General features: G+C 66.6%; 23 protein-coding genes. 12 read left to right on the top strand and 11 right to left on the bottom strand.

All coding sequences use genetic code 11. The features are described 5' to 3' along the window. The first annotated feature begins 45 nt into the window (after positions 1-45). From OCW50_RS21245 to OCW50_RS21235, 3 genes are all read left to right on the top strand, one after another. Positions 46-411 carry a DUF427 domain-containing protein gene (locus tag OCW50_RS21245; protein ID WP_262272000.1) on the top strand — a complete coding sequence of 122 codons (366 nt, stop codon included), beginning with the start codon at positions 46-48 and terminating at the stop codon, positions 409-411. A 93-nt stretch (positions 412-504) separates the two neighbouring features. Next, entirely contained in the window at positions 505-1653 is a 1149-nt protein-coding gene (locus OCW50_RS21240; RefSeq protein ID WP_262298854.1) for an iron-containing alcohol dehydrogenase, read from the top strand. Between the two features lie 8 nt (positions 1654-1661). Continuing rightward, positions 1662-2096 (top strand): acyl-CoA thioesterase, encoded by a 435-nt coding sequence (locus tag OCW50_RS21235; RefSeq protein WP_262272002.1) that lies wholly within the window; start codon positions 1662-1664, stop codon positions 2094-2096. Here the strand turns inward: OCW50_RS21235 and OCW50_RS21230 are convergent. After that, a complete protein-coding gene (locus OCW50_RS21230) occupies positions 2080-3009 on the bottom strand; it encodes a DMT family transporter (protein ID WP_262298853.1) in 930 nt (309 codons plus the stop codon). The two genes, OCW50_RS21235 and OCW50_RS21230, sit on opposite strands and share 17 nt — an antisense overlap. A gap of 9 nt (positions 3010-3018) precedes the next feature. Next, positions 3019-3432 (bottom strand): (deoxy)nucleoside triphosphate pyrophosphohydrolase, encoded by a 414-nt coding sequence (locus OCW50_RS21225; protein ID WP_373371485.1) that lies wholly within the window; start codon positions 3430-3432, stop codon positions 3019-3021. Positions 3433-3580: 148 nt separating this feature from the next. On the opposite strand from OCW50_RS21225, the gene OCW50_RS21220 reads away from it, so the two are divergent. Continuing rightward, a complete protein-coding gene (locus tag OCW50_RS21220) occupies positions 3581-3958 on the top strand; it encodes a hypothetical protein (protein ID WP_262298851.1) in 378 nt (125 codons plus the stop codon). Between the two features lie 6 nt (positions 3959-3964). Here the strand turns inward: OCW50_RS21220 and argJ are convergent, their stop codons facing one another. After that, positions 3965-5206, bottom strand: a complete 1242-nt coding sequence (gene argJ / locus OCW50_RS21215; protein WP_262298850.1) for a bifunctional glutamate N-acetyltransferase/amino-acid acetyltransferase ArgJ — start codon at positions 5204-5206, stop codon at positions 3965-3967. 164 nt (positions 5207-5370) lie between these two features. Here argJ and OCW50_RS21210 point away from each other — a divergent pair, with 164 nt between their 5' ends. Next, on the top strand, positions 5371-5583 hold the full coding sequence (locus OCW50_RS21210) for a hypothetical protein (protein WP_262272007.1): 213 nt from the start codon (positions 5371-5373) through the stop codon (positions 5581-5583). Between the two features lie 66 nt (positions 5584-5649). Here the strand turns inward: OCW50_RS21210 and OCW50_RS21205 are convergent, their stop codons facing one another. Further along, positions 5650-6543: a peptidylprolyl isomerase gene (locus OCW50_RS21205; RefSeq protein ID WP_262272008.1), complete on the bottom strand. Its 894-nt coding sequence runs from the start codon at positions 6541-6543 to the stop codon at positions 5650-5652. Positions 6544-6805: 262 nt separating this feature from the next. Here OCW50_RS21205 and secA point away from each other — a divergent pair, with 262 nt between their 5' ends. Together secA and OCW50_RS21195 are read left to right on the top strand one after the other, a co-directional pair. After that, complete coding sequence (secA, locus tag OCW50_RS21200; RefSeq protein ID WP_262272009.1) at positions 6806-9619, top strand: preprotein translocase subunit SecA; 2814 nt, start codon at positions 6806-6808, stop codon at positions 9617-9619. Positions 9620-9833: 214 nt separating this feature from the next. Beyond that, positions 9834-10256: a GFA family protein gene (locus OCW50_RS21195; protein WP_262272010.1), complete on the top strand. Its 423-nt coding sequence runs from the start codon at positions 9834-9836 to the stop codon at positions 10254-10256. Positions 10257-10331: 75 nt separating this feature from the next. Here the strand turns inward: OCW50_RS21195 and OCW50_RS21190 are convergent, their stop codons facing one another. Continuing rightward, a complete protein-coding gene (locus OCW50_RS21190) occupies positions 10332-11171 on the bottom strand; it encodes a DUF1194 domain-containing protein (protein WP_262298849.1) in 840 nt (279 codons plus the stop codon). Positions 11172-11222: 51 nt separating this feature from the next. Continuing rightward, positions 11223-11663, bottom strand: a complete 441-nt coding sequence (locus OCW50_RS21185; protein ID WP_262298848.1) for a c-type cytochrome — start codon at positions 11661-11663, stop codon at positions 11223-11225. Positions 11664-11859: 196 nt separating this feature from the next. On the opposite strand from OCW50_RS21185, the gene OCW50_RS21180 reads away from it, so the two are divergent. The 3 genes from OCW50_RS21180 (at position 11860) to OCW50_RS21170 (ending at position 14788) form a co-directional block, all read left to right on the top strand. After that, positions 11860-13482, top strand: coding sequence for an ABC-F family ATP-binding cassette domain-containing protein (locus OCW50_RS21180; protein ID WP_262272013.1), 1623 nt, complete (start codon positions 11860-11862; stop codon positions 13480-13482). 209 nt (positions 13483-13691) lie between these two features. Beyond that, positions 13692-14075: a response regulator gene (locus tag OCW50_RS21175; protein ID WP_173949939.1), complete on the top strand. Its 384-nt coding sequence runs from the start codon at positions 13692-13694 to the stop codon at positions 14073-14075. Positions 14076-14080: 5 nt separating this feature from the next. After that, positions 14081-14788: a protein phosphatase CheZ gene (locus tag OCW50_RS21170; protein WP_262298847.1), complete on the top strand. Its 708-nt coding sequence runs from the start codon at positions 14081-14083 to the stop codon at positions 14786-14788. Positions 14789-14860: 72 nt separating this feature from the next. Here OCW50_RS21170 and OCW50_RS21165 read toward each other — a convergent pair whose 3' ends face one another. The 4 genes from OCW50_RS21165 to OCW50_RS21150 all read right to left on the bottom strand — a co-directional run bounded on the left by OCW50_RS21165 (position 14861) and on the right by OCW50_RS21150 (position 19334). Beyond that, the gene (locus OCW50_RS21165) at positions 14861-15382 is read right to left on the bottom strand and encodes a hypothetical protein (protein ID WP_262272015.1); all 522 of its coding nucleotides are present in this window, start codon (positions 15380-15382) and stop codon (positions 14861-14863) included. 349 nt (positions 15383-15731) lie between these two features. Beyond that, positions 15732-17018, bottom strand: a complete 1287-nt coding sequence (locus tag OCW50_RS21160; protein WP_262272016.1) for a L,D-transpeptidase family protein — start codon at positions 17016-17018, stop codon at positions 15732-15734. 370 nt (positions 17019-17388) lie between these two features. Next, the gene (locus OCW50_RS21155) at positions 17389-18342 is read right to left on the bottom strand and encodes an acetyl-CoA carboxylase carboxyltransferase subunit alpha (RefSeq protein ID WP_262272017.1); all 954 of its coding nucleotides are present in this window, start codon (positions 18340-18342) and stop codon (positions 17389-17391) included. A 197-nt stretch (positions 18343-18539) separates the two neighbouring features. Next, a complete protein-coding gene (locus OCW50_RS21150) occupies positions 18540-19334 on the bottom strand; it encodes a class I SAM-dependent methyltransferase (RefSeq protein WP_262272018.1) in 795 nt (264 codons plus the stop codon). 117 nt (positions 19335-19451) lie between these two features. Here OCW50_RS21150 and gloB point away from each other — a divergent pair, with 117 nt between their 5' ends. Both gloB and OCW50_RS21140 read left to right on the top strand, forming a co-directional pair. Further along, entirely contained in the window at positions 19452-20219 is a 768-nt protein-coding gene (gene gloB / locus OCW50_RS21145; protein ID WP_262272019.1) for a hydroxyacylglutathione hydrolase, read from the top strand. A gap of 34 nt (positions 20220-20253) precedes the next feature. Beyond that, positions 20254-21021 (top strand): GNAT family N-acetyltransferase, encoded by a 768-nt coding sequence (locus tag OCW50_RS21140; RefSeq protein ID WP_262272020.1) that lies wholly within the window; start codon positions 20254-20256, stop codon positions 21019-21021. Here OCW50_RS21140 and yddG read toward each other — a convergent pair. Continuing rightward, complete coding sequence (yddG, locus tag OCW50_RS21135; RefSeq protein WP_262272021.1) at positions 20990-21868, bottom strand: aromatic amino acid exporter YddG; 879 nt, start codon at positions 21866-21868, stop codon at positions 20990-20992. The genes OCW50_RS21140 and yddG overlap by 32 nt on opposite strands. Positions 21869-22036: the final 168 nt, after the last annotated feature.

The raw sequence follows: 22036 nt of genomic DNA, 5'->3' as shown, positions 1-22036 counted from the left end.
CCTATCTTCATCGTTGAGAAGACCTCTCTGGAAAGCCATGGACCCATGAAAGAGCCCGGACCGGATCATCCGATCACCATCACGAAGAACCCCCACCGAATCCGGGTCATGCTCGGCGGCTTCATCGTGGCCGAAACCACGCAGGCTCTGACCCTGCAGGAAGCGACCCTGCCGCCGGTCCAGTACATCCCCCGCGGGGACGTCCACATGGATCTCCTCGACCCCACCGAGCACAGGACTCATTGCCCCTACAAGGGCGACGCGTCGTATTTCACCGTCAACGGCGGCGGACTGGTGCGGGAGAACGCCGCCTGGAGCTATGAAGAGCCGGCTCCCTCGGTCGCGGCCATCAAGGACCATCTCGCCTTCTACCCGGAGAAGATGGACGCCATCGAGGAATTCGAGGATTAGGGTCTTCTCCTAATGGCTGAAGCGCAGGCGGGTTGCTGGCCCGCCGAGGCCGGGGCAATCTCCCGCGCAGAGGCCCCCATCGCGGGAAGATCCATGTCGCCCTTCACCTTCAGCACCGCTCCGTCCCTCATCGTCGGCTCCGGCAGCATCGCCCGGCTGGGCGAGATCACGGCCCAGCGTCTCGGTCCTCGCGTCTTCCTGGTGACCGACGCGGGACTGGTGAAGGCCGGGTTGATCGCGCCCGTTCTCCAGGTGCTGGAGGAGGCCGGCATCGTGGTCGACGTCTTCGACGCGGTCGTTGCCGATCCGCCCGAGGACGTGGTGCTGGCGGCTGTCGCCCAGGCGAAGGCCTTCGAGGCCCGGGCCGTGATCGGCTTCGGCGGCGGCTCCTCCATCGATGTGGCGAAGCTCGTGGCCCTTCTTGCGGCAAGCGACGAGAGACTTCCGGAGATCTACGGGGTCGGCATCGCCAAGGGCCCGCGACTGCCGCTCCTCGCCGTCCCCACCACGGCGGGGACCGGATCGGAGGTCACGCCGATCTCCATCGTGACCACCGGGGCGCATGAGAAGAAGGGCGTGGTCTCGGCCCTCCTCATCCCCGATGTCGCCTTGCTCGACCCGGATCTCACCGTGAACCTGCCGCCGGCCGTGACGGCGGCGACGGGCATCGACGCGATGGTGCACGCCATCGAGGCCTACACGTCGACGAGCCCCAACAACAACCCGCTCTCGCAGGCGCTCGCGAGGGAGGCCCTCTCGTGGCTCGGGCGCAACATCGAACGCGCGGTTCATCACGGCCAGGACATCGAGGCACGCTCGGCCATGCTGCTCGGCTCCATGCTCGCCGGTCAGGCCTTCGCCAACTCGCCCGTCGCGGCCGTCCATGCGCTCGCCTATCCCATCGGCGGGCATTTCGGCGTGCCGCACGGGCTCTCGAACGCCCTCGTGCTGCCGCACGTGCTGCGCTTCAACGCCTCCGCCTGCGAGACCGCCTACGCGGAACTCGCGCCTCATGCGTTTCCGGACCTCGCGGGACGGGCCACCGGATCGGCCTTCGTCGAGGGGCTCGCCGCCCTGTGTGCGAGGGTCGGGCTGCCGCCACGCCTGCGCGACGTGGGCATTCCCCGCGAGGCCCTGCCGATGATGGCCGAGGACGCCATGAAGCAGACGCGGCTTCTCGTGAACAATCCCCGGCCGGTCGCCCTTGAGGATGCCCGCGCGATCTACGAAGCGGCCTGGTGACGAACCCCATGGCAGACCGTCCGACGCGCCCCGACCGCTCCGCCTTCCGGCTGTTTCGCCCCGTCGCGACCCGCTGGATGGACAACGATGCCTACGGGCATGTGAACAACGTCCACTACTACTCGTATTTCGACAGCGCCGTGAACGCGTGGCTGATCGAGAAGGGCCTGCTCGCCATCGCCGCGAGCCCGGTCATCGGCCTGGTGGTGGAATCGGGCTGCACCTATTTCGAGAGCGTCGCCTTTCCCGACCAGCTGGAGGCCGGCATCGCGGTCGCGCATCTCGGGCGCTCCTCGGTGCGCTACCGGATCGGGATCTTCAAGACGGGCGCCGATCAGGCCGCCGCCCAAGGCCATTTCGTCCATGTCTATGTGGACCGGGCCACCCAGCGGCCGGTGGAGATCCCGCACGGGACCCGCGCGGCGCTCAGCGCGCTCGCCTGAGCCGCCCGGTGAAGGAGACCAGCGCGACGCCGGCCAGCACCACGGCACCACCGGTGAGTTCACGCGGGCCGATGCTCTCGTTGAGGAACAGCACGGCCATGACGGTGGTCCAGAACGGCCCGAGATAGCCCACCATCGAGGCGCGGGTCGGACCCGTGCGGCGGATCAGGTGCATGAAGAGCAGGATCGGCAGGGCCGTGGACAGGGCGCCGAGGGCGATGAGCGGCCCCCAATGGGCCGGCACGGCCGCGAAGGCCGAGGGGCCCACGAAGGCAAGGGCGAGAACCGTCGCGGCGAAGCCGGAACAGATCTGCTGACCCAGCGCCATCCTGGCCGGCTCCGCCTGCCGGACGCTGCGAACATAGATGTTCGCCGTCGCATAGCTGCAGGCGACCGCCACCATGACCAGCACGCCGATGGCGTCGATCCCGCTGTCCGGCAGGGCGGCGGGGCCGATCAGGATGCCCATGCCGAGGAAGCCGACGAGAACGCCCATGAGTCGCTGGCGTGTCAGTCGCTCGTCGGCGAACAGCCAGTGGGACATCAGAGCGACGATCAGCGGCGACGAGGCCTGGATCATGGCCGCGGGGGCGGTGGGGATCCGAGTCAGGGCATAGGCCACGAGCACGTTCGGCAGCCAGCCGTTCAACGTCCCGAGCACGGCCCAGATGCGCCATTCATGGCGCCGCGGCAGGATGCTCTTGCCCTGAAGGATGAACCACAGGGCCAGGGTCGCGGCGCCGATCAGGCCCCGCATGGCGGCGAGCACGAAGGGGTTCAGGTTCCCGCTCAGCTTCACGAGCACGAGCGCGCTGCCCCACAGAAGCGAGCAGATCAGCAGGTTGGAGATCACGAAGGCGGCCGTGGGAGCCGGCACCCCTGGAACCGCTTCGGCTGCTTGCTGAGACGACATGGAGGGTCTTCAGGGCCCGAGAAGGTCGACGAGGAACGGGATCAGCGGCTCGTCGGCGGGCGGCATGGGATAGCCGCGCAGCTCCTGCGCCCTGGCCCATGTCAGCCCCTGTCCCTCCAGCGGCTGCACGAAGCCCTCCCAGCGGCGGCAGACATAGAGCGGCATGAGGAGGTGGAAGGTCTCGTAGGGGTGGCTCGCGAAGGTCAGCGGCGCGAGGCAGGGTTCCTTGACCGTGATGCCGAGCTCCTCGCGCAGCTCGCGGATCAGGGTCTCCTCCGGGCGCTCGCCGGGTTCCACCTTGCCGCCGGGAAACTCCCACAGCCCGGCGAGCTGCTTGCCCTCGGGCCGCTGCGCCAGAAGGATGCGGTTGTCCGTGTCGATCAGGGCGACCGCGACGACGAGGGTGAGCTTGAGAGGGGGCAAGGGTGATCGGCCGATGGTTGGGGTGCAACAAGCCGCTCTCATAACCCGCTTCCCGTCCGAAGCGAACCGATTTCGCGGGACTCGACAACCAAAACGAAATCATATTACGTTATCGCGGCGGTTCGTGCTTTCCCTGACAGGAGTTCTCGTGATCCGGTCCATCGTCGGCGCAACAGCCGTTGCCGTCGCCTGCCATTTTGGAGCAGCGCCTGCATTCGCGCAGGACTGCTCGGGTCCCCCAGTCTCCTTCAACGGTGAAATGGTCGAGGTCGAAGGCGAGCTGACCGTGAAGGCCGGCAAAGGCTGCGTATTCACCATCAACGGAATTCCGGGCGCCCTGAGGGAGACCGTCATCTCCCAGAAGCCCAAGATCGGCCAGGCAGGCGTCGATGGTCTCAAGCCCTATTACATGGCCAAGCCCGGTTACCAGGGTGCGGACGAGTTCGCCTATACGTTCATCGGCATGAGCCAATATGGCGGTCCGATGCGCATCACCGTCAAGCGCAAGGTCACCGTGGTTCCCTGATCCCGATCAGCTCCGGTAGTCGCCGTTGATCTCCACATAGGCCTTGGTGAGGTCGCAGGTCCAGGTCGTGGCCTCGCCGCGTCCGAGGCCCAGATCGACCCGGATCGTGATCTCGTCGCCCTTCATGTAGGCGGTGGTCTTGGCCTCGTTGTATTCCGGATCGCGGGCGCCCTTGACGGCCACCCGGATGTCGCCGAACCAGATCGCCAGCTTGTCGCGCTCGGCCGGTTCGCCGGCCTTGCCGACCGCCATCACCACCCGGCCCCAATTGGCGTCCTCGCCGGCGACCGCCGTCTTCACCAGCGGCGAGTTGGCGATCGCCATGGCGATCCGCTTGGCCGAGGTGGCGCCCGTGGCGCCGGTCACCTTCACGGTCACGAACTTGCGCGCGCCCTCGCCGTCGCGGGCGACCTGCTGGGCGAGGTCGCACAAAAGGCCTTCGAGCGCGCTGCGGAACTCCTTGAGGCGCCGGTCGCTCGGCAGGGAGATCGCGGGGGCTCCCTTCGCGGCGGCCGTTCCCGTGGCGAAGAAGAGCAGCGTGTCGGACGTGGAGGTGTCGCTGTCCACCGTCACGCAGTTGAAGCTCTTGTCGGCGCCCTTCTTCAGGAGCGTCTGCAGCACCGGGGCGGCGATGGGCGCGTCCGTGAAGATGAAGGACAGCATGGTGGCCATGTCGGGGGCGATCATGCCGGCGCCCTTGGCGATGCCGTTGATCGTGACCTCGACGCCGCCGATGGTGGCCGTGCGGGTCGCCACTTTCGGGAAGGTGTCCGTGGTCATGATGGCCTTGGCGGCATCGAGCCAGGCGGTGGGCTTCGCCTTCTTCTCGCAGGCCGTGAGCACGCTCTCGAACTTCGTCGCGTCGAGCGGCTCGCCGATCACGCCCGTGGAGGCGATGAAAACCTGCGAGGCGCGGCAGCCCGCGGCCTCGGCGGCGATGTCGGCCGTGAGCTTGACCGCTTCCGCGCCCTTCTTGCCCGTGAAGGCATTGGCGTTGCCCGAGTTCACCACCAGCGCCCGGGCCGTGCCCTTGCCGAGATTCTTGCGGCACCAGTCCACCGGGGCCGACGGGCATTTGGAACGGGTGAAGACGCCCGCCACGCTCGTGTCCTTGGGCAGGGTCACGTAAAGAACGTCGGTTCGGTTCTTGTATCGGATCCCGGCCTCCGCCGTTGCGATCCGGACGCCGTCGATGGCGGGAAGCGTCGGAAACGACCTGGGGGCGAGCGGAGACACGGACTTGGACATGCAATGGGTCTCGGGGTGAGCGGATGGAATACCGTTTAGGAAAGGGGACCTGTGGTTTTTTAAGGCTTTTTGTCAAGTCAAAGGTGCCGGGACGCAGCCGTCGGGATCACGGAACGCAGCCGGTGTGTCCCCGTTGACCCGGTCTGCAAGCGATGGAGGCTTTCATGACGGGCAAACACCCCAAGACCAAACCTCAGGAGCGCCCGCGCAGCGACCTGGACGTCGATCCCGGCATCGGCCGGTCGAAGGGCACCACCATGTCCGGCGAGGATCCGCGCGATCTCGATGGCGGCTCGACCTTCCAGGGCGATGTGGAGAACCAGACCACCCGGGAGGGGGGCGTCGATCCGAACCGGATGGGCCGGACGAACAAGTAGACGGCTGACGCGCGACATGAAAAGGGCGGCCCTGAAGGCCGCCCTTTTGAACGGGAGAAGCCGAGCTTACTGCTGCTTCTGCTCGACGAGGTTGCCCTTGTCGTCCAGGCGCTCGATCTTGGCGTTCTTGCGCAGGCCCATGATCAGGTCCTGCTGCGCCTTGCGGGCCAGGTAGGTCTCGACCTGATCCTTGGTCTCCTCGAAGGTCGGCGCCGGCTTGGTGCGCTTCTCCTCGACCTTGATCACGTGCCAGCCGAACTGGCTCTTCACCGGATCGGAGATCTGGCCGGGCTCGAGCTTGAAGGCGGCCTCGGCGAAGGGCTCGACCATGCGGTCCTTGGTAAAGAAGCCGAGATCGCCGCCATCGGTCTTGGAGCCGGGATCCTTCGAGACTTCGCCGGCCACCTTGGCGAAATCCTCGCCGCCCTTCACGCGGACCGCGATCTTCTTGGCCTCGTCCTCGTTCTCGACCAGGATGTGGCGGGCCCGGACCTCCTGCTCGGCCGGGACGCTCTTGACCGTCTCGTCGTAGAGCTTGCGGGCGGCTTCCGGAGTGACGGCCTTCTTGGCCTCCTGGTCGAGATACTCGTCGAGCAGGGTCTTGTCGCGGTTATAGGCGAGCTTGCGGGCGAATTCGGTGCCGCCGCCGACCTTGGCGGCCTCGGCCGCCTTGGCGCCGAGCTTCAGGTCGATCATGTAGCCGGTCAGGAGATCGCGCTTCTGGGCTTCCGGAACGTTCGGCATCTGCAGGGCCGGATCCTCGGCCGCCAGGGCGAGATCCCCTTCCGTGATGTCCACGCCGTTGACGCGGGCGATGACCTTGGACGCCTCCACGGCCGGCACGGCGGCCGGGGAGGTGGCGGGCGCGGGAGGGGTCTGGGCGAGGGCGGCCCCGGCCAGGAACGGCAGGGCGACCCCGAGGGTCAGGAGGCTCTTCCGAACGTTGAGTGAGCGAGACATATGGTTTCCTCTGGTGAGCGTGATCGCCCACGGACAGCGACGATCAGATGGCTGAATGTGTTTACGTTTGCAAGAGATGGCATATTTATGTCACTGCATCGCCGCTCGCGGGGTCTTGAACAGGTCCGCCGGGCCGGTTCGGGGATGCCTTGGGGCTGCGCCACTAAAGGCGCAGTCTTTAAGATGCGCTCCGGCGTAATTAGGTCTATAAGGCGGCGCAAACGCCCCTTTCTCCTGCATTCTGGAATTTCGAAGGCTCTCGATGTTCGGTTCTCTCGCGAAGAAAATCTTCGGCTCGGTCAATGATCGCCGTCTGAAGTCCTACCGGCCGAAGGTAGCGGCCATCAACGCGATGGAGGCCGAGCTGGAGGCCCTGTCCGACGAGCAGCTCCGTGCCCGCACCGAGGACTTCAAGGCCCAGCTCGCCGCCGGCAAGACCCTGGACGACATCCTGGTCCCGGCCTTCGCGACCGTCCGCGAGGCGGCCAAGCGCACCCTGGGCCAGCGCCACTTCGACGTTCAGCTCATCGGCGGCATGGTGCTCCACGAGGGCTCGATCGCCGAGATGCGCACCGGCGAGGGCAAGACCCTGGTGGCGACCCTGCCGGTCTACCTCAACGCGCTCGCCGGCAAGGGCGTCCACGTGGTGACGGTCAACGACTACCTCGCCCGGCGCGACTCCGAGTGGATGGGCCAGATCTACCGCTTCCTGGGGCTCTCCGTCGGCGTGATCGTCCACGGGCTCGACGATGCGGAGCGCGCGGAGGCCTATGCAGCCGACATCACCTACGGGACCAACAACGAATACGGCTTCGACTATCTGCGCGACAACATGAAGTACGAGATGGCGCAGATGGTCCAGCGGGGCCACAACTTCGCCATCGTGGACGAGGTCGACTCGATCCTCATCGACGAGGCCCGCACCCCGCTCATCATCTCCGGGCCGCTCGACGACCGCTCCGATCTCTACAACGCCATCGACAAGGTCATCCCGCGCCTCGCCAAGAGCGAATACGAGCTCGACGAGAAGCAGCGCTCCGTGGCCCTGACCGAGGCCGGCACCGAGAAGATCGAGGAGCTCCTGCGCGCCGAGGGCCTGCTCAAGGAGGGCGACCTCTACGACGCCCAGAACGCCACCCTGGTCCACCACATGAACCAGGCGCTGCGCGCCCACACCCTGTTCCAGCGCGACAAGGACTACATCGTCCGCAACGGCGAGGTGGTGATCATCGACGAGTTCACCGGCCGCATGATGCCGGGCCGCCGCTACTCGGAAGGCCTCCACCAGGCGCTCGAGGCCAAGGAACACGTCCAGGTCCAGCCCGAGAACCAGACCCTGGCCTCCATCACGTTCCAGAACTACTTCCGCCTCTACGACAAGCTCGGCGGCATGACCGGCACGGCCGCAACGGAAGCCGACGAGTTCCTGGAGATCTACAACCTCGAGGTGGTCGAGATCCCGACCAACCGTCCGGTCTCCCGCCTGGACGACGACGACGAGGTCTACCGGACCATGGAGGAGCGCTACCAGGCGGTCATCCGCGACATCGAGGAATCCTCCGCCAAAGGCCAGCCGATCCTGGTCGGCACCACGTCGATCGAAAAGTCCGAGCATCTGGCCGAGATGCTGATCAAGGACGGCTATACCCTCATCGACTTCGAGAACCCGCAGGCCCTCGAACCGCTCTATCGCGATGCGCGAGCCGGCCGCGGCACCAAGCATTTCGCCGTGCTGAACGCCCGCTTCCACGAGCAGGAAGCCTTCATCGTCGCCCAGGCCGGCGTGCCGGGCGCGATCACGATCGCCACCAACATGGCCGGCCGCGGCACCGACATCCAGCTCGGCGGTAACGCCAAGATGCGGATCGAGCGCGAGCTTGCCGGCGTCGAGGGCGAGGAGCGGGCCCGTCGCGAGAAGGAGATCCTGGACGAGGTGGCGGCCTTCAAGGAGAAGGCTCTCGCGGCCGGTGGCCTCTACGTGCTCGGCACCGAGCGCCACGAATCCCGCCGCATCGACAACCAGCTGCGCGGCCGGTCCGGCCGTCAGGGCGATCCGGGCCGCTCCAAGTTCTACCTGTCGCTCCAGGACGACCTGATGCGCATCTTCGGCTCCGACCGCATGGACGGCATGCTGCAGAAGCTCGGCCTGAAGGAAGGCGAGGCCATCATCCACCCGTGGATCAACAAGGCGATCGAGCGCGCCCAGGCGAAGGTCGAGGCCCGCAACTTCGACATCCGCAAGAACATCCTGAAATACGACAACGTCATGAACGACCAGCGCAAGGTCGTCTTCGAGCAGCGCAAGGAGTTCATGGCGGAAGAGAGCGTGCGCGAGACCATCGACGACATGCGCCACGGGGTCATCGAGGACATCGTCTCCCGGGCCATCCCGGAAAACGCCTATGCGGAGCAATGGGACGTCGAGGGCCTGAAGCAGAACGTGGCCAACTTCCTCAATCTCGATCTGCCGGTCGAGGAATGGGCGAAGGAGGAGGGCATCGCCGACGACGAAATCCGCGAGCGCATCACCAAGGCGGCCGACGAGGCCTATGCCCAGCGCATCGAGGCGAATACGTCCGAGGTCATGAACTACGTGGAGAAGCAGGTCCTTCTCCAGAGCCTGGACCACCTCTGGCGCGAGCACCTGGTGACCCTCGACCACCTGCGTCAGGTCATCGGCTGGCGTGGCCTGGCCCAGCGCGATCCGCTGAACGAATACAAGTCCGAGGCCTTCGAGCTGTTCAACTCCCTGATCGGCCACCTGCGCGAGCAGGTGACGGGCCAGCTCATGCGCATCCAGGTGGTGTTCCAGCAGCCGGAGCCGCAGAGCCTGCCGCCCATGTTCGCCCAGCATCTCGATCCGGCCACCGGCGAGAACGAGTTCGATCTCGCCCAGGGCAACGGGCTTGCCGCCGCCCCGGCACTCGGCTTCGCGGCCACGGCCGCCGGAACGGATCCGGCTCCGTCCCGCGATCCCAACGATCCCTCCACCTGGGGTCGGGTGAGCCGGAACGAGCCCTGCCCCTGCGGTTCGGGCAAGAAGTTCAAGCATTGCCATGGCCAGTTCGTGGCCTGAGACCCTGGACTCTCGAGCATCGAAAGCCCGGCCATCGTGCCGGGCTTTTTGCTGCGCCGGAGGCCGGAGCGCCGCCCCGATACCTCCGTTGCGCCAGGGGATCTCCGAAGCCGGAAGGGGTAAGATACGGTCAGCCAAGGTTTCGCAGCTCTGGGCGGCGTCCGGCCGGATTGAAGCGGCAGGACGGCCCCAGAGAGAAGGAAAGGAGAGGGCCATGTCTCACATCGGAAGCTGTTTCTGCGGCGCTGTCCAAGTGGAGGTCAGCGGATCCCCGGAGGCCATGGGCTATTGTCATTGCCAGTCCTGCCGTTCCTGGTCCGGGGGGCCGGTGAACGCGTTCAGCCTGTGGAAGCCCGAGGCCGTGCGGGTCACGTCCGGCGCCGAGCATCTCGCGACCTTCCAGAAGACCAAGTTCAGCCAGCGGCAGTACTGCTCCAAATGCGGCGGGCACCTGATGAACAACCATCCGACGCTCGGCCTCGTCGACGTGTTCGCCGCGACCATTCCCACCCTCAATTTCATTCCGGCCGTCCACTTCAACTATGCGGAGACGGTGCTGCCCATGCGGGACGGCTTGCCGAAGCTGAAGGATTTTCCGGCCGAGGCGGGGGGATCCGGCGAGATGATGGCCGAATGATCCTCGGAGCACCCTTCGCTGTGGACCCTCGGGGCGGGCCCTACGACAGGTCAGAGGCCGGCCCGCGGCACCTCTCTACAGTTCCTGACCCGTCGCCGCCGTCGGCGCGTGCGGTTCAGGGACATCGTCCCACAGGCTTTCGCTGGTATCGCAGTCGGCTTTCGGCACAATGCCCGCGGGCTCGAGCGATGGGGCGGCGTCGGACGGGGCGGCGATCTCGGTGACGATCTTGGTTCGAGTCTCGGTCAGGAACTGCCTGCGCTCCCGGATCGGAATCATGAACGCATTCGGGCCGCCGACCACGCAGTCGCGGTAATAGGCGTCCAGGGTCACGTCCTCCCGACGGTCGGGGCGCCTGAGCAGGATGGGAAGGCCGTTGATCGTCACCCCCCGGGCCACCGCCCTGTCCCGCGCCTCGGTGACCAGGGGCCCCTGGTTGTTCGCGCCGTCGCCCGAGATGTCGATGACGCGCCGCCCGGACCGGAAGGATGCGGAGGAGAAGAGATTCAGGCTGAAGTCGATGGCTTCCGCGATGGACGTCCCGGCTCCCCGGCGGATTGGCGCCCGGGCGAGCCGATCGGCGAAGGCGAGGCTGTCCTTCGCGTCGTCCAGAACGGTCCAGGGGACAACCACATGCTGGACATGCGGATGGGCCCCGGCCCATTCCACGTAGGCGACCGCGATGCGTCCCAGCACACCCCCACGGATGGCCTGATGCACCGACGGCGAGCGGAAGGCTTCCACATAGCCCTGGCGCTGCAGCTCCTGCTCATCCGGATCCATGGAGGTGGAGATGTCGACGGCCAGCACGAGGGCGAGATCGACCTCGTCGGGCGGCCGTTGCCAGGCCGGAGCGAGAGTCAGAAGCCCCGCCGCGAGAGCGGGAAGAAGCCATGGAGCCTTGGGATACCGCATCGCGATCTCCCTCGGAAGATCTTCGGTCTCCTCGGATCGTCCGATGTTACGTCAGCTTTCCTTCCGCCGGTAGGCCTCGTGACAGCCGCCGCAGTTCTGGCCGACCCGCTGGATCGCCGCCTGCAGGCTGGCCTGATCGGTCACAGAGGCCTGGACGGCCGTCGCATCCTGCTGCAGCTTGGCCGCATGGGCGTCGAAATCCGCCTTTCGTTCCCAGATGGCGGGAAGCGCCGCGGTCTTGCCCTGATGGGAGCCTGGCGGGAAAAGGGCCGGAATCTGCTGCGCGTTCTGGGCGATCCGCTGAAGGGCGGCCTGCGCGGCGGCGGCATTGAACGGAGCCTGCCCTCGGGCCATGCCGGTGAGGGTGCGCACCTGTTCCTGGTTGTTCTTCATCAGGTTCTGGCGCTGGGTGATCGGATCGCCTGATTGGGCCAGCACCCCGATCCCGCCCGGGATCACCATGCAGAGTGCGGCCATGACGGTCTTTCGCATGACGGTCAGCCTTTCTCCCCCGTTGCAGGATGTCCTTTTCCACCGGACCAGACCATAGGAAATGAGGGTTAGAGGTCGCTTTCGGCGGGAATGTCCGGGGCCCGAACCCCTGACACTTTGCCCGACCGCGAACCCTCGCAGGCCGGCGCGAGCCGTGCCATAAGGCCGCCGCAACCCCTCAGGCTTTTAGAGACCCATGATTCGCGTCGAGAATGTCAGCAAGCAGAACAGCCACAGGATCCTCTTCATCGAGGCCTCCGGAACCCTTCAGAAGGGGGAAAAGGTCGGCCTGGTGGGACCCAACGGCGCGGGCAAGACGACGCTCTTCCGGATGATCAACAAGGAGGAGCAGCCCGACGAGGGCCAGGTCTCGGTCGATCGCGGCATCACCATCGGGTATTTCAGCCAGGATGTCGGCGAGATGGCGGGCCGCAGCGCCGTGGCCGAGGTCATGGAAGGTGCCGGCCCCGTGAGCGCGGTGGCGGCCGAATTGCGGGAGCTGGAAGCCGCCATGGTGGATCCCGACAAGGCGGACGAGCTCGAGGCCATCATCGAGCGCTACGGCGAGGTGCAGGCGCGCTACGAGGAGCTGGACGGCTACTCCCTCGAGGGCCGGGCGCGCGAGGTCCTGGCCGGCCTGGGCTTCAGCCAGGAGATGATGGATGGCGACGTGGGTGCCCTGTCGGGCGGCTGGAAGATGCGCGTCGCGCTCGGGCGCATTCTGCTGATGCGTCCCGACGTCATGCTCCTCGACGAGCCGAGCAACCACCTGGATCTCGAGAGCCTGATCTGGCTCGAGGAGTTCCTGAAGGGCTACGAGGGCGCCCTGCTCATGACCTCGCACGACCGCGCCTTCATGAACCGCATCGTCAACAAGATCATGGAAATCGACGGCGGCTCGCTCACCACCTATTCCGGAGATTACGAGTTCTACGAGCAGCAGCGCGCGATGAACGAGAAGCAGCAGCAGGCCCAGTTCGAGCGCCAGCAGGCCATGCTCGCCAAGGAGATCAAGTTCATCGAGCGCTTCAAGGCGCGCGCCTCGCATGCCGCCCAGGTGCAGAGCCGGGTCAAGAAGCTGGAGAAGATCGACCGGGTGGAGCCGCCCAAGCGTCGCCAGGCGGTGGCGTTCGATTTCCTGCCCGCGCCGCGTTCGGGCGACGACGTGGTCAGCCTGAAGGGCGTGCACAAGCGCTATGGCAGCCGCAGCATCTACGAGGGGCTGGACTTCGCGGTGCGCCGCAAGGAGCGCTGGTGCGTGATGGGCGTCAACGGCGCCGGCAAGTCGACCCTGCTGAAGCTGGTGACGGGCTCCGCCGCCCCCGACGACGGCACCGTCACGATCGGGGCGAGCGTGAAGATGGGCTATTTCGCCCAGCACGCCATGGAGGTGCTGGAGGGCGACCGGACCGTGTTCGAGTTCCTGGAGGATTCGTTCCCGCAGGCCGGGCAGGGCTCGCTGCGCACGCTGGCCGGCTGCTTCGGCTTCTCCGGGGACGACGCGGAGAAGAAGTGCCGCGTGCTCTCCGGCGGGGAGAAGGCCAGGCTGGTGATGGCCAAGATGCTCTACGACCCGCCGAACTTCCTGGTGCTCGACGAGCCGACCAACCATCTCGACATGGCCACGAAGGAGATGCTGATCGACGCCCTGTCCAAATACGAAGGCACCATGCTGTTCGTCTCGCACGATCGCCACTTCCTGGCCGCCCTGTCCAACCGGGTCCTCGAGCTGACCCCCGAGGGCATCCACCAGTACGGCGGCGGCTATACCGAATACGTGGCGCGCACCGGCCAGGAGGCTCCGGGCCTGCGGCATTGAGCGGCCCATCCCCGAAGGCGACGAGACGCAAGCCCGGCCCCGCGCCGGGCTTTTTGCTGCGCGGGACACCGGTTCCGAATGCGGGAGTGCGACGTCAGCTTGAGGCAAGCATCGTGGTCGATAAGGCAGGGACCACAACAACGATTTTTGAAGAAAGGTCTGTCAAAGGACCTGCTTCGCAACCCTTTCTCATTTCGGGCCGAAACATCATGGCATTGAATACGTCTCTTCCGGTGCTCATCGTCGACGATTACCAGACGATGCTGCGCATCATCCGCAACCTCCTGAAGCAGATCGGCTTCAACGACGTCGATGAAGCCAAGGACGGCTCTGAGGCCCTGGGCAAGCTCAAGGAGAAGAAATACGGGCTCGTGATCTCCGACTGGAACATGGCGCCGATGACCGGCTTCGAGCTGCTCCAGAAGGTCCGCGCCGACGCGGATCTGAACGCGCTTCCGTTCATCATGATCACCGCCGAGGCCAAGACCGAGAACGTCGTGGCGGCCAAGCAGGCCGGCGTCAACAACTACATCGTGAAGCCCTTCAACGCGGAGACCCTGCGCTCGAAGATCGCCGCCGTGCTGGGCGAGTAGCCGCCATGCGTCTTCCGCCACCCGTCTCTTTCGACCCATTGAGTCTGGATCTCCTGGCTCAGTCCCGCGAGAGCATCGCCGCCCGACGGCATGCGGAAGTCATGCGGGGCATGGCGGCCATTCATGCGGCACTCGAGCCGAACAGCGGCGCGTCGAAGGCCCTCCTGGACCAGATCCGGACCGATCTGCGCGAGGCGCTCAGGCTCAAGGAGGAGCTCGACGCCATCACGGAATCGATCCAGCGCACGAAGCGGGAAATCGCAACCCTGCATTCCCGCAGCCCGGGCGGTCAGGTGACCAGCGTCACCGACGAACTGGGAGCCGTCGTGTCCGGCACGGAAGCGGCCACCAACAGCATCCTGGCGGCCGCCGAGGAGATCGACGAGATCACCGGAACGCTCTCCGCGCGCCTGTCCGGCGAGGACGCCGCCATGGCCCAACGGATCTCCGACAGGGTCATCACGATCTTCGAGGCCTGCAACTTCCAGGACATTACCGGACAGCGCATCAGCAAGGTCGTCGGCTCGATGAAGTTCATCGAGGAGCGCGTGACCCAGATGGCGCACATCTGGGGCGGCCTGGAGAGCTTCAACGACGTGGAGGCCTTCAAGATGCCGGAGCGGGAAGGGGACGAGGCTCTGCTGAACGGGCCTGCCCTCGACGGCGATCCGACACGCACGTCCCAGGATGCGATCGACGCCCTGTTCGGGTGATCGGCCCTGCCCGGCGAACAACCCGGGAATCCACCCGAGAGCCCGGCCTTTTGCCGGGCTCTCGGGTGCCCGTCATTGCCGCACCAGGGTGAGATCGGTCGTCGCCCGGAGGGGCCCGTTCTCGCCGATGCGATCCGTCACGACGATCCTGAAGCGATCCGGATCGAGGCTGGCGACGCGCATCTGGGCCGTCGTGTCGCCGTAGAGGGGTCTCGGCCATTCGATCGCCAGATCGAAATCCGTTCCCACCTGCCGGCCCTTGAGTTGGGCGGTCCCGACCCGCGACCCCGTATAGGTGCCGTTGACCTGGCCGGACCGGGGATCCCAGGACAGGCGGGCGCTGACCGATCGCGCGATCAGCAGGTAGGCCCGGCACGTGCCCTGGAGAGCCAGGCTCGAGGCGCCCTGCTGCTGGATCGTGAAGCTGCAGCTGACCTGATGGGAGGACGCGTCCGGCCCCTCCAGGATGGTTCCCGTGCCCCAGAAGGAGCCCGCGTAGCGTTCGACGACCGCCGGGGCGGCGCCCGCGCTGCCGGCTGCGATCCAGAGCGAGAGAACAGCGCCACGGGAAAGCCCTTGAGCGAGGCGATGCATGGATGTCTCCTTTCGGTCGGCGGGGCCGGATCCGCATCAGGCTGCCGATCCGAAATGCTGGAGGGAGATATGGGTCAGGCCCGCAGAGTCGCCGAGTGGCTGGCTCGGCCATGACGGACCCGGCCGGGAGCGGCGTCGTGGCAGGGCGATCAGTCACGGCGATCACTCACGGCGATCACTCGGCGCTGCATGAGGCTCGGCAAGGCAGGCCGACCGGGTTCGGGAGCATGGCAGGACCTCTCCTCGGAAAGCCCGGACGATGCGGAAAAGCTTCCCGCCCAGGCGGTCACTCAACGAAAAAGGCCCGCCGGAGAGGCGGGCCTTGGGATGTCTCTGCTCCCTGGGAGGCTCAGTTGGCCACGGCCACATTGACCTTTTCTGGACCCTGAGCCCGCTTCTGGGGCACGGCCTTCGTGGCCGGAGCCGCCCTGACGGAAGCAGGCGCAACCTGCACCGTCTCGGCCACGGGCTGCGACGCCGACGAGCCGAACAGGCCGGCCACGCCGCCGAGCATCTTCTTGTAGAAGGGCGTCTCCTGCGAGGAGGGCGTCTCCTGCGAGGAGGCCGCCGCCGCCACGGCCACCGGAGCGGTCTGCTGGGTGACGGCCTGACGGGTTTCCGGCTGCGAGGCGGGAACCTCCTTCATGGACGCGAAGGCGAGGGCGGTCGACGGCGCATCGATCTTCTCGCGGCCGCTGTCGTCGAGGGCGATCTGCCGCGGGCCGGAGGAAATCCCCTCCGTGCGGCTCACGAATCCGAGCTTGGTGTCGGACACGCCCGTCGCATTGGCGAGGGCCTCGCGGAAGGATTCGTGCGTGTCGCCGTCGTTGTAGACGAGCCTGATCGGCTTCTCGCCCTTGGCGATCAGATCGGCCACCTCCTGCTCGTCGTGGCGCTGCTTCTGGGCCACGGCCGCCACGGTGCTCTCATCCGCGTTGAAGACGTAGCGCCGGTTGGCGACCGCCACACGCAGCTCATCCTTGGAGATATCGAAGGTGTCGGAGCCTTCCTTCAGGTTCTTCCAGAAGCCGATGTTCGGATCGAGGCGATGCTTGGCCAGATTCTCGGCAGTCATCCGGAACGGATAGGACTGGAACTGGAAGCCGCGCTGACCGGCGCTGAGCGCCTCGCGGGCGATCGCGTAAATCTCGGCGATGTTCTGGTCCGTCATGGCGAAGCAGCCGCGCGACGAGCACGCACCATGCACCATGATGTCGCCGCCGTTCCGGCCGAAGGACCGGTCGTAGGCGTTGGGATAGCCGGTGTCGAACGACAGGTAATAGGCCGAATTCGGGTTCATCTGCGACGGGGTGACCGTGTAGAAGCCCTCCGGCACCTGACGGTCGCCTTCGCGGGTCTTGGGGCCGAGCTGGCCCGACCAGCGGCAGATCGGATAGGTCTTGAGCAGGGCGTATTTGCCGTTGGAGCCGCGCTTCCAGACCTCCAGCTCCGATTCCTTCTTATAGGCCCGGACCAGGATGGGGTCGTCCTTGGACATGCCCTTGGTCGACATCAGCGCCATCGTGGCGGATGGAATCGGCACGAGGTGTCGGGTGGAGCTACGGGAAAGCTGGTCGTCCTGGCAGGCAGCAAGCGCGAGCACCAGGCTCGCGGCCAATGCGAAACGCTTCATCATGGGGGACCCCGCAATTCTTGATCTGCCGGCCTCTGTGCCGGTCAGTTCCCCTTCAACCCCTAAATCGTTAGCCTTAACTGGCCCTTACTGCAAGCGGAGCCGTAATCGAGTTATGCTGAACGGAAGGTAAAAAAACCGCCTGCGATGGGCCGGGGTGATGCTCATGGGAGGGAGCCTATCTCTTCCGAGGGAGGCATGGCCCGTGCACCGGGCGAAACCCGCCCGGTTTCAAGCAAATCCTGGAGCCGGTCGGGCGAATCCTCGAGCATCGGGCGCAAAAGTGGGAACCGGTTTTGCGTGAAAAGATGCTTTAAAACAAATGCCTAAAGCATCGGCCGTGAAAAGGGGACCTGCTTTGGGGTCCGATGCTCTAGAGTTTGCGGCCGATGTTGAGGAACTTGTCGGCGCGATGGTCGCGGATCTCGGCCGGACCCATGTTGCCCAGATCGTGCAGGGCTTCCTCGATGGCGTTGCCGGTGGCCTGGATAGCCGCCTCCGGCTCCCGGTGGGCGCCGCCCACGGGCTCCGTCACGATGCCGTCGATGATGCCGAGGCGCAGGAGGTCCTGGGCGGTGATCTTCATGTTCGTGGCCGCGTCCTGGGCGCGGGTGGCGTCGCGCCAGAGGATCGAGGCCGCGCCCTCCGGGGAGATCACGCTGTAGATGGCGTGTTCCAGCATGAGGACCTTGTTGGCCGTGGCGATCGCGATCGCGCCGCCGGAGCCGCCTTCGCCGATGACCACCGATACGTTGGGCACGCCGAGCGAAAGCTGCATCTCGGTCGAGCGGGCGATGGCCTCGGCCTGCCCGCGCTCCTCCGCCTCGATGCCCGGATAGGCGCCCGCGGTATCCACGAAGGAAATGACCGGCAGACCGAACCGGTCGGCCATCTCCATCAGGCGCACGGCCTTGCGGTAGCCTTCGGGGCGGGCCATGCCGAAATTGTGCCGGATGCGCGTCTCGGTGTTGTGGCCCTTCTCCTGGCCCATCACGCAGACCGGCTGGCCGCGGAACCGGCCGAAACCGCCCACGATGGCCTCGTCCTCGGCGAACTTGCGGTCGCCGGCGAGCGGGGTGAACTCGGTGATGAGCCCGGCGCAGTAATCGACGAAGTGCGGGCGCTGGGGATGGCGCGCGACCAGGGTCTTCTGCCAGGGCGTAAGCTTGGCATAGAGCTCCTTCAGGGCGTCGGCGGCCTTGACCTCCAGGCGGGAGATGTCGTCGGTGATGGAGACGGCATCGCGGTTCTCACCGAGCGCCCGAAGCTCCTCGACCTTGGCTTCCAGCTCGGCGACAGGCTTTTCGAAATCGAGATAACTGCGCATCAGACTCTACGGCATCGGGCCCAAAAGTGGATTTGCACTTGTGGGACGAACCCGATGCTTCCTCCTTTATGAGAGCATCGTTCAGGCAGAAAACCGGATCCACTTTTCCGCACGATGCTCTGGTGGAAAAATGAAGGCCGGCGAGACCGGATAGCCCTGCCGAAGCGGCCGGACACTGGCGTTTCGCAGGGGCCAAGTCAAGTTGAGCCCCGCCTTACTCTCTCAAAACCCGGCAAAATCAAGGAGGAGGCTGCCATTCGCGATGCCGGCGCCGCGGGCACTGGAGCGAAGACCGGCGCGAGGCGGCGGGAGCGGCGCACCGCGTGGACGGCGCCCGGCCGGTAGAGCTGCTTCGTCGCCTCCACGATGTGGAGGCCCGCGAAAGGCAGCGAGAACCCGGCCCCGACCCGCTCCCAGGCCTGCGCGCTCTGGAGCAGGAGACGGTTGCGCAGGGGCGGCACGTAGAGGGTTTCCGCCCAGCCTTCCGGCGAGAACCAGGTCTGGCGCATCAGGCTCTTGAGCTGCGAGCGGCTGTACGGCTGGCCATAGCCGAACGGCGTGGTGTCCATGCGCGCCCACAGGCCGCGCCGGTTGGGCGCCACCAGGATGATCCGCCCGCCCGGGGTGAGAATGCGCCAGATCTCGTGCAGGAGCTCGCTCGGGCTCTCCACGGTCTCGAGGGCGTGGACCACGAGAACCCGGTCGATGGAGGCATCGGGCAGGGGCATCATCAGCGGGTCGACGAGGGCCGAGGCCGAGGCGCCGGTGCTGGGCCAGTTCACCACGCCCTGGTTCGCCGGCATGAAGGCGAGGGTCCGCTCGCTCTCGTCCTTGACCGCCGAGAGATAGGGTGGCGCATAGCCGAGGCCGAGCACGCGCAGGCCCGTCAGCGGCCCCCAGAATCGGTCGATGGCACGCCCGACGAAGCGGCGCGTCACAGCCCCGAGGGGACTGGCATAGAAGCCGCGCAGATCGGTGATGTCGATGCTCATGGCCTCAACAGGGTGCCTCTCGCTCCGGCCCGGCCTGCGCATTGCGGCGCTCCGGGTCTGGTTTCACGCGCCGACTGTTCCATGATAGCTCAGAGCACATCAAGACAAGGTGCCCCGATGTCCGCCCAGATCCACGCCTTTCTCTGCCTTCAGGACAATATCGGTGTTCTGATCCACGATCCCAATACGGGCGCCTGCGCGGCGGTCGACGCGCCGGACGAGGGTGCGATCCTGGCGGCTCTCGCCCGGACGGGCTGGCGGCTGACCGACATCCTCATCACGCACCGGCACGGCGATCATGTGCAGGCCGCCCAGCCCCTGAAGCGCCGCACCGGATGCCGCGTGGTGGCTCCGGTCAAAGCCCGCGAGGCGGTGCCGCATGCCGACGCCTATGTCCGGGAGGGCGACACGGTGCATGTGGGCGGCCTTCAGGCGCATGTCTGGGAGACGCCCGGGCATTGCCTGGATCACGTGTCCTACTGGTTCGCCGCGGACCGGGCGCTGTTCGCCGGCGACACCCTCTTCACCCTCGGCTGCGGGCGGATGTTCGAAGGAACCTACGCCGAATTCTGGGCCTCGCTCCAGCGGCTGGCCGCCCTGCCGGACGAGGCCCGGGTCTATTGCGGGCATGATTACACCCTGTCCAATGCGCGCTTCGCGCTGGCGGCCGATCCGGACAACGAGGCGCTGCGGGCGCGGGCCGCGGAGGCCGAGACAGCCAGGACCGAGGGCCGCTTCCTCGTGCCCACGACCATCGGACAGGAAAAGGCCGCCAACCCGTTCCTGCGCGCCGGGGAGCCCGCCCTGGCGAAATCCGTTCATAAGGAAGGAGCGGCCCCCGTGGAGGTGTTTCAGGCCTTGCGCGAATGGAAGAACCGGTTCTGATGGGCGGCATGACCTTGCGGGAGCGGACAGCCTCATGAACGACCACAGCCTCATCATCGGACTCGAGAGCCGTCTCCTGAACGCCTGGCCCTCGTTCGATTATCAGCTCTATGACGGCTGGGTTCTCCGCCTTGCCAACGGCTATTCGAAACGCGCCAATTCCGCGACGCCCTTCCGCCCGGATATCGGTCTCGACGATGAGCTGCTCGACTACATGATCGCGCGCTTCGTAGAGGCCAATGTGCGCCCGACCTTCCGTCTCAACGGGGTGCAGGAGGGCGGTGCCGACGAGCTGCTGAAGCAGCGCGGCTTCAAGGAGGTCGAGCCGACCCATGTGCTCACGGCCCCGATCGCGAGCAGCGATTGCGAGATCGACCCCGAGGTCAATCTCGACCCGCACGCCTCCAAGCGCTGGGTGCGGGCGGCGGCGGAGTCCTACGGCGGCGACAAGGCCGACGACGAGACCCTGATGAGGATCGTCTCGCGGATCCGCCAGAAGACGGCCTTCGCCACGCTGAGCCTCGACGACAGGCCGGTGGCCTGGGGCCTGGGCGTGGTGGAGCGCGGCTATGTCGGCCTCTACGACATCGTGGTCGCGCCGGACCTGCGCGGCATCGGCCTCGGCCGCCGCGTGGTCGCGAGCCTCATGGCCTGGGGCTGCGGGCAGGGGGCGCACACCGCCTATCTCCAGGTGCGGGAGGAGAACGAGATCGCCCGCGCGCTCTACGGCACCCTCGGCTTCGAGACGGCCTACCGCTACACGCACCGGGTCATGCCGGGGCGGTCTTCTTCTTCGGCGTGAGCGTCGCCACAAGCGCGCCGGCCACGATGAGGCCGCAGGCGAGCGCCAGCGTCAGGGTCGGTTCCGCGTAGCCGGCGACCACCAGGAGCAGGGTCGACAGCACCGGCGTTGCATAGGACGCCACCCCGAGGAAGCGGATGTCGCCGCGCTTCATGCCGATGTCCCACACATAGAAGGCTGCGCCCACCGGACCGAGGCCGAGCGCCAGAAGGGCGAGCCACTGCGTCGTCGTCTCGGGCCAGACGGTGGTCTCGAAGGCCAGATGGCAGACGAGGCTCAGGAGCGACGTCATCAGGCAGAACCCGGCCACCGCATCGGTCGGCACCTGGCCGAAGCGGCGGGAGAGAACCGAATAGCCGGCCCAGACGAAGGCCGCGACGAAGGCGCAGAGATAGCCCGGCATGTATTCGGCGCGCGCGTCGAAGGCGCCGCGTCCGGCGATCAGCACCACGACGCCCGCGAAGCCGAGCAGCGCTCCCACGATATGCGCGCGCCGCAGATGCTCGCCCGGCAGCAGCGAGGAGAACAGCACGATCAGCAGGGGCCAGAGATAGTTGATCAGGCCCGATTCGGCCGGCGGCGCCCAGCGCAGGGCCGCGAAGTAGAGCGCGTGATAGCCGAAGAGCCCGCCGATCCCCAGGGCCCAGACGATCGGCTTCTGCCGCAGGGCCTTCAGACCCTGAGGGCGGGCGATCCAGGTCGTCACGCCGACCAGCCCGCCGACCAGGAACGTCATGGCGTTGAGCTGGAACGGAGGGATCGTGCCCGTCGCCGCCGTGAACAGGGCGAGCATGGACCAGAGCAGGATGGCGGCAAGGCCGATGGTGGTGGCGGTGCGAGTTGTCATGGTGGCCGCCACCTATCACGACTCCCGCCGGGAAGCGAAGCGCCGCGGCGGATCCTGCCGGAAATTCGAGAGCCTCGGACGTGAAAAGGGGACCCACTTTCGGGATCGAATCCGATGCTCAAGCCTTTGAGCGGCGCATCGTCCGGACCCCTGTCTTGATCGCCCGGT

It is taken from the genome of Microvirga sesbaniae, from assembly GCF_025460805.1.
Taxonomy (GTDB): domain Bacteria; phylum Pseudomonadota; class Alphaproteobacteria; order Rhizobiales; family Beijerinckiaceae; genus Microvirga; species Microvirga sesbaniae.
The sequence above is the reverse complement of the archived record's forward strand: the minus strand, read 5'-3'. Positions and strand labels throughout refer to the sequence as shown.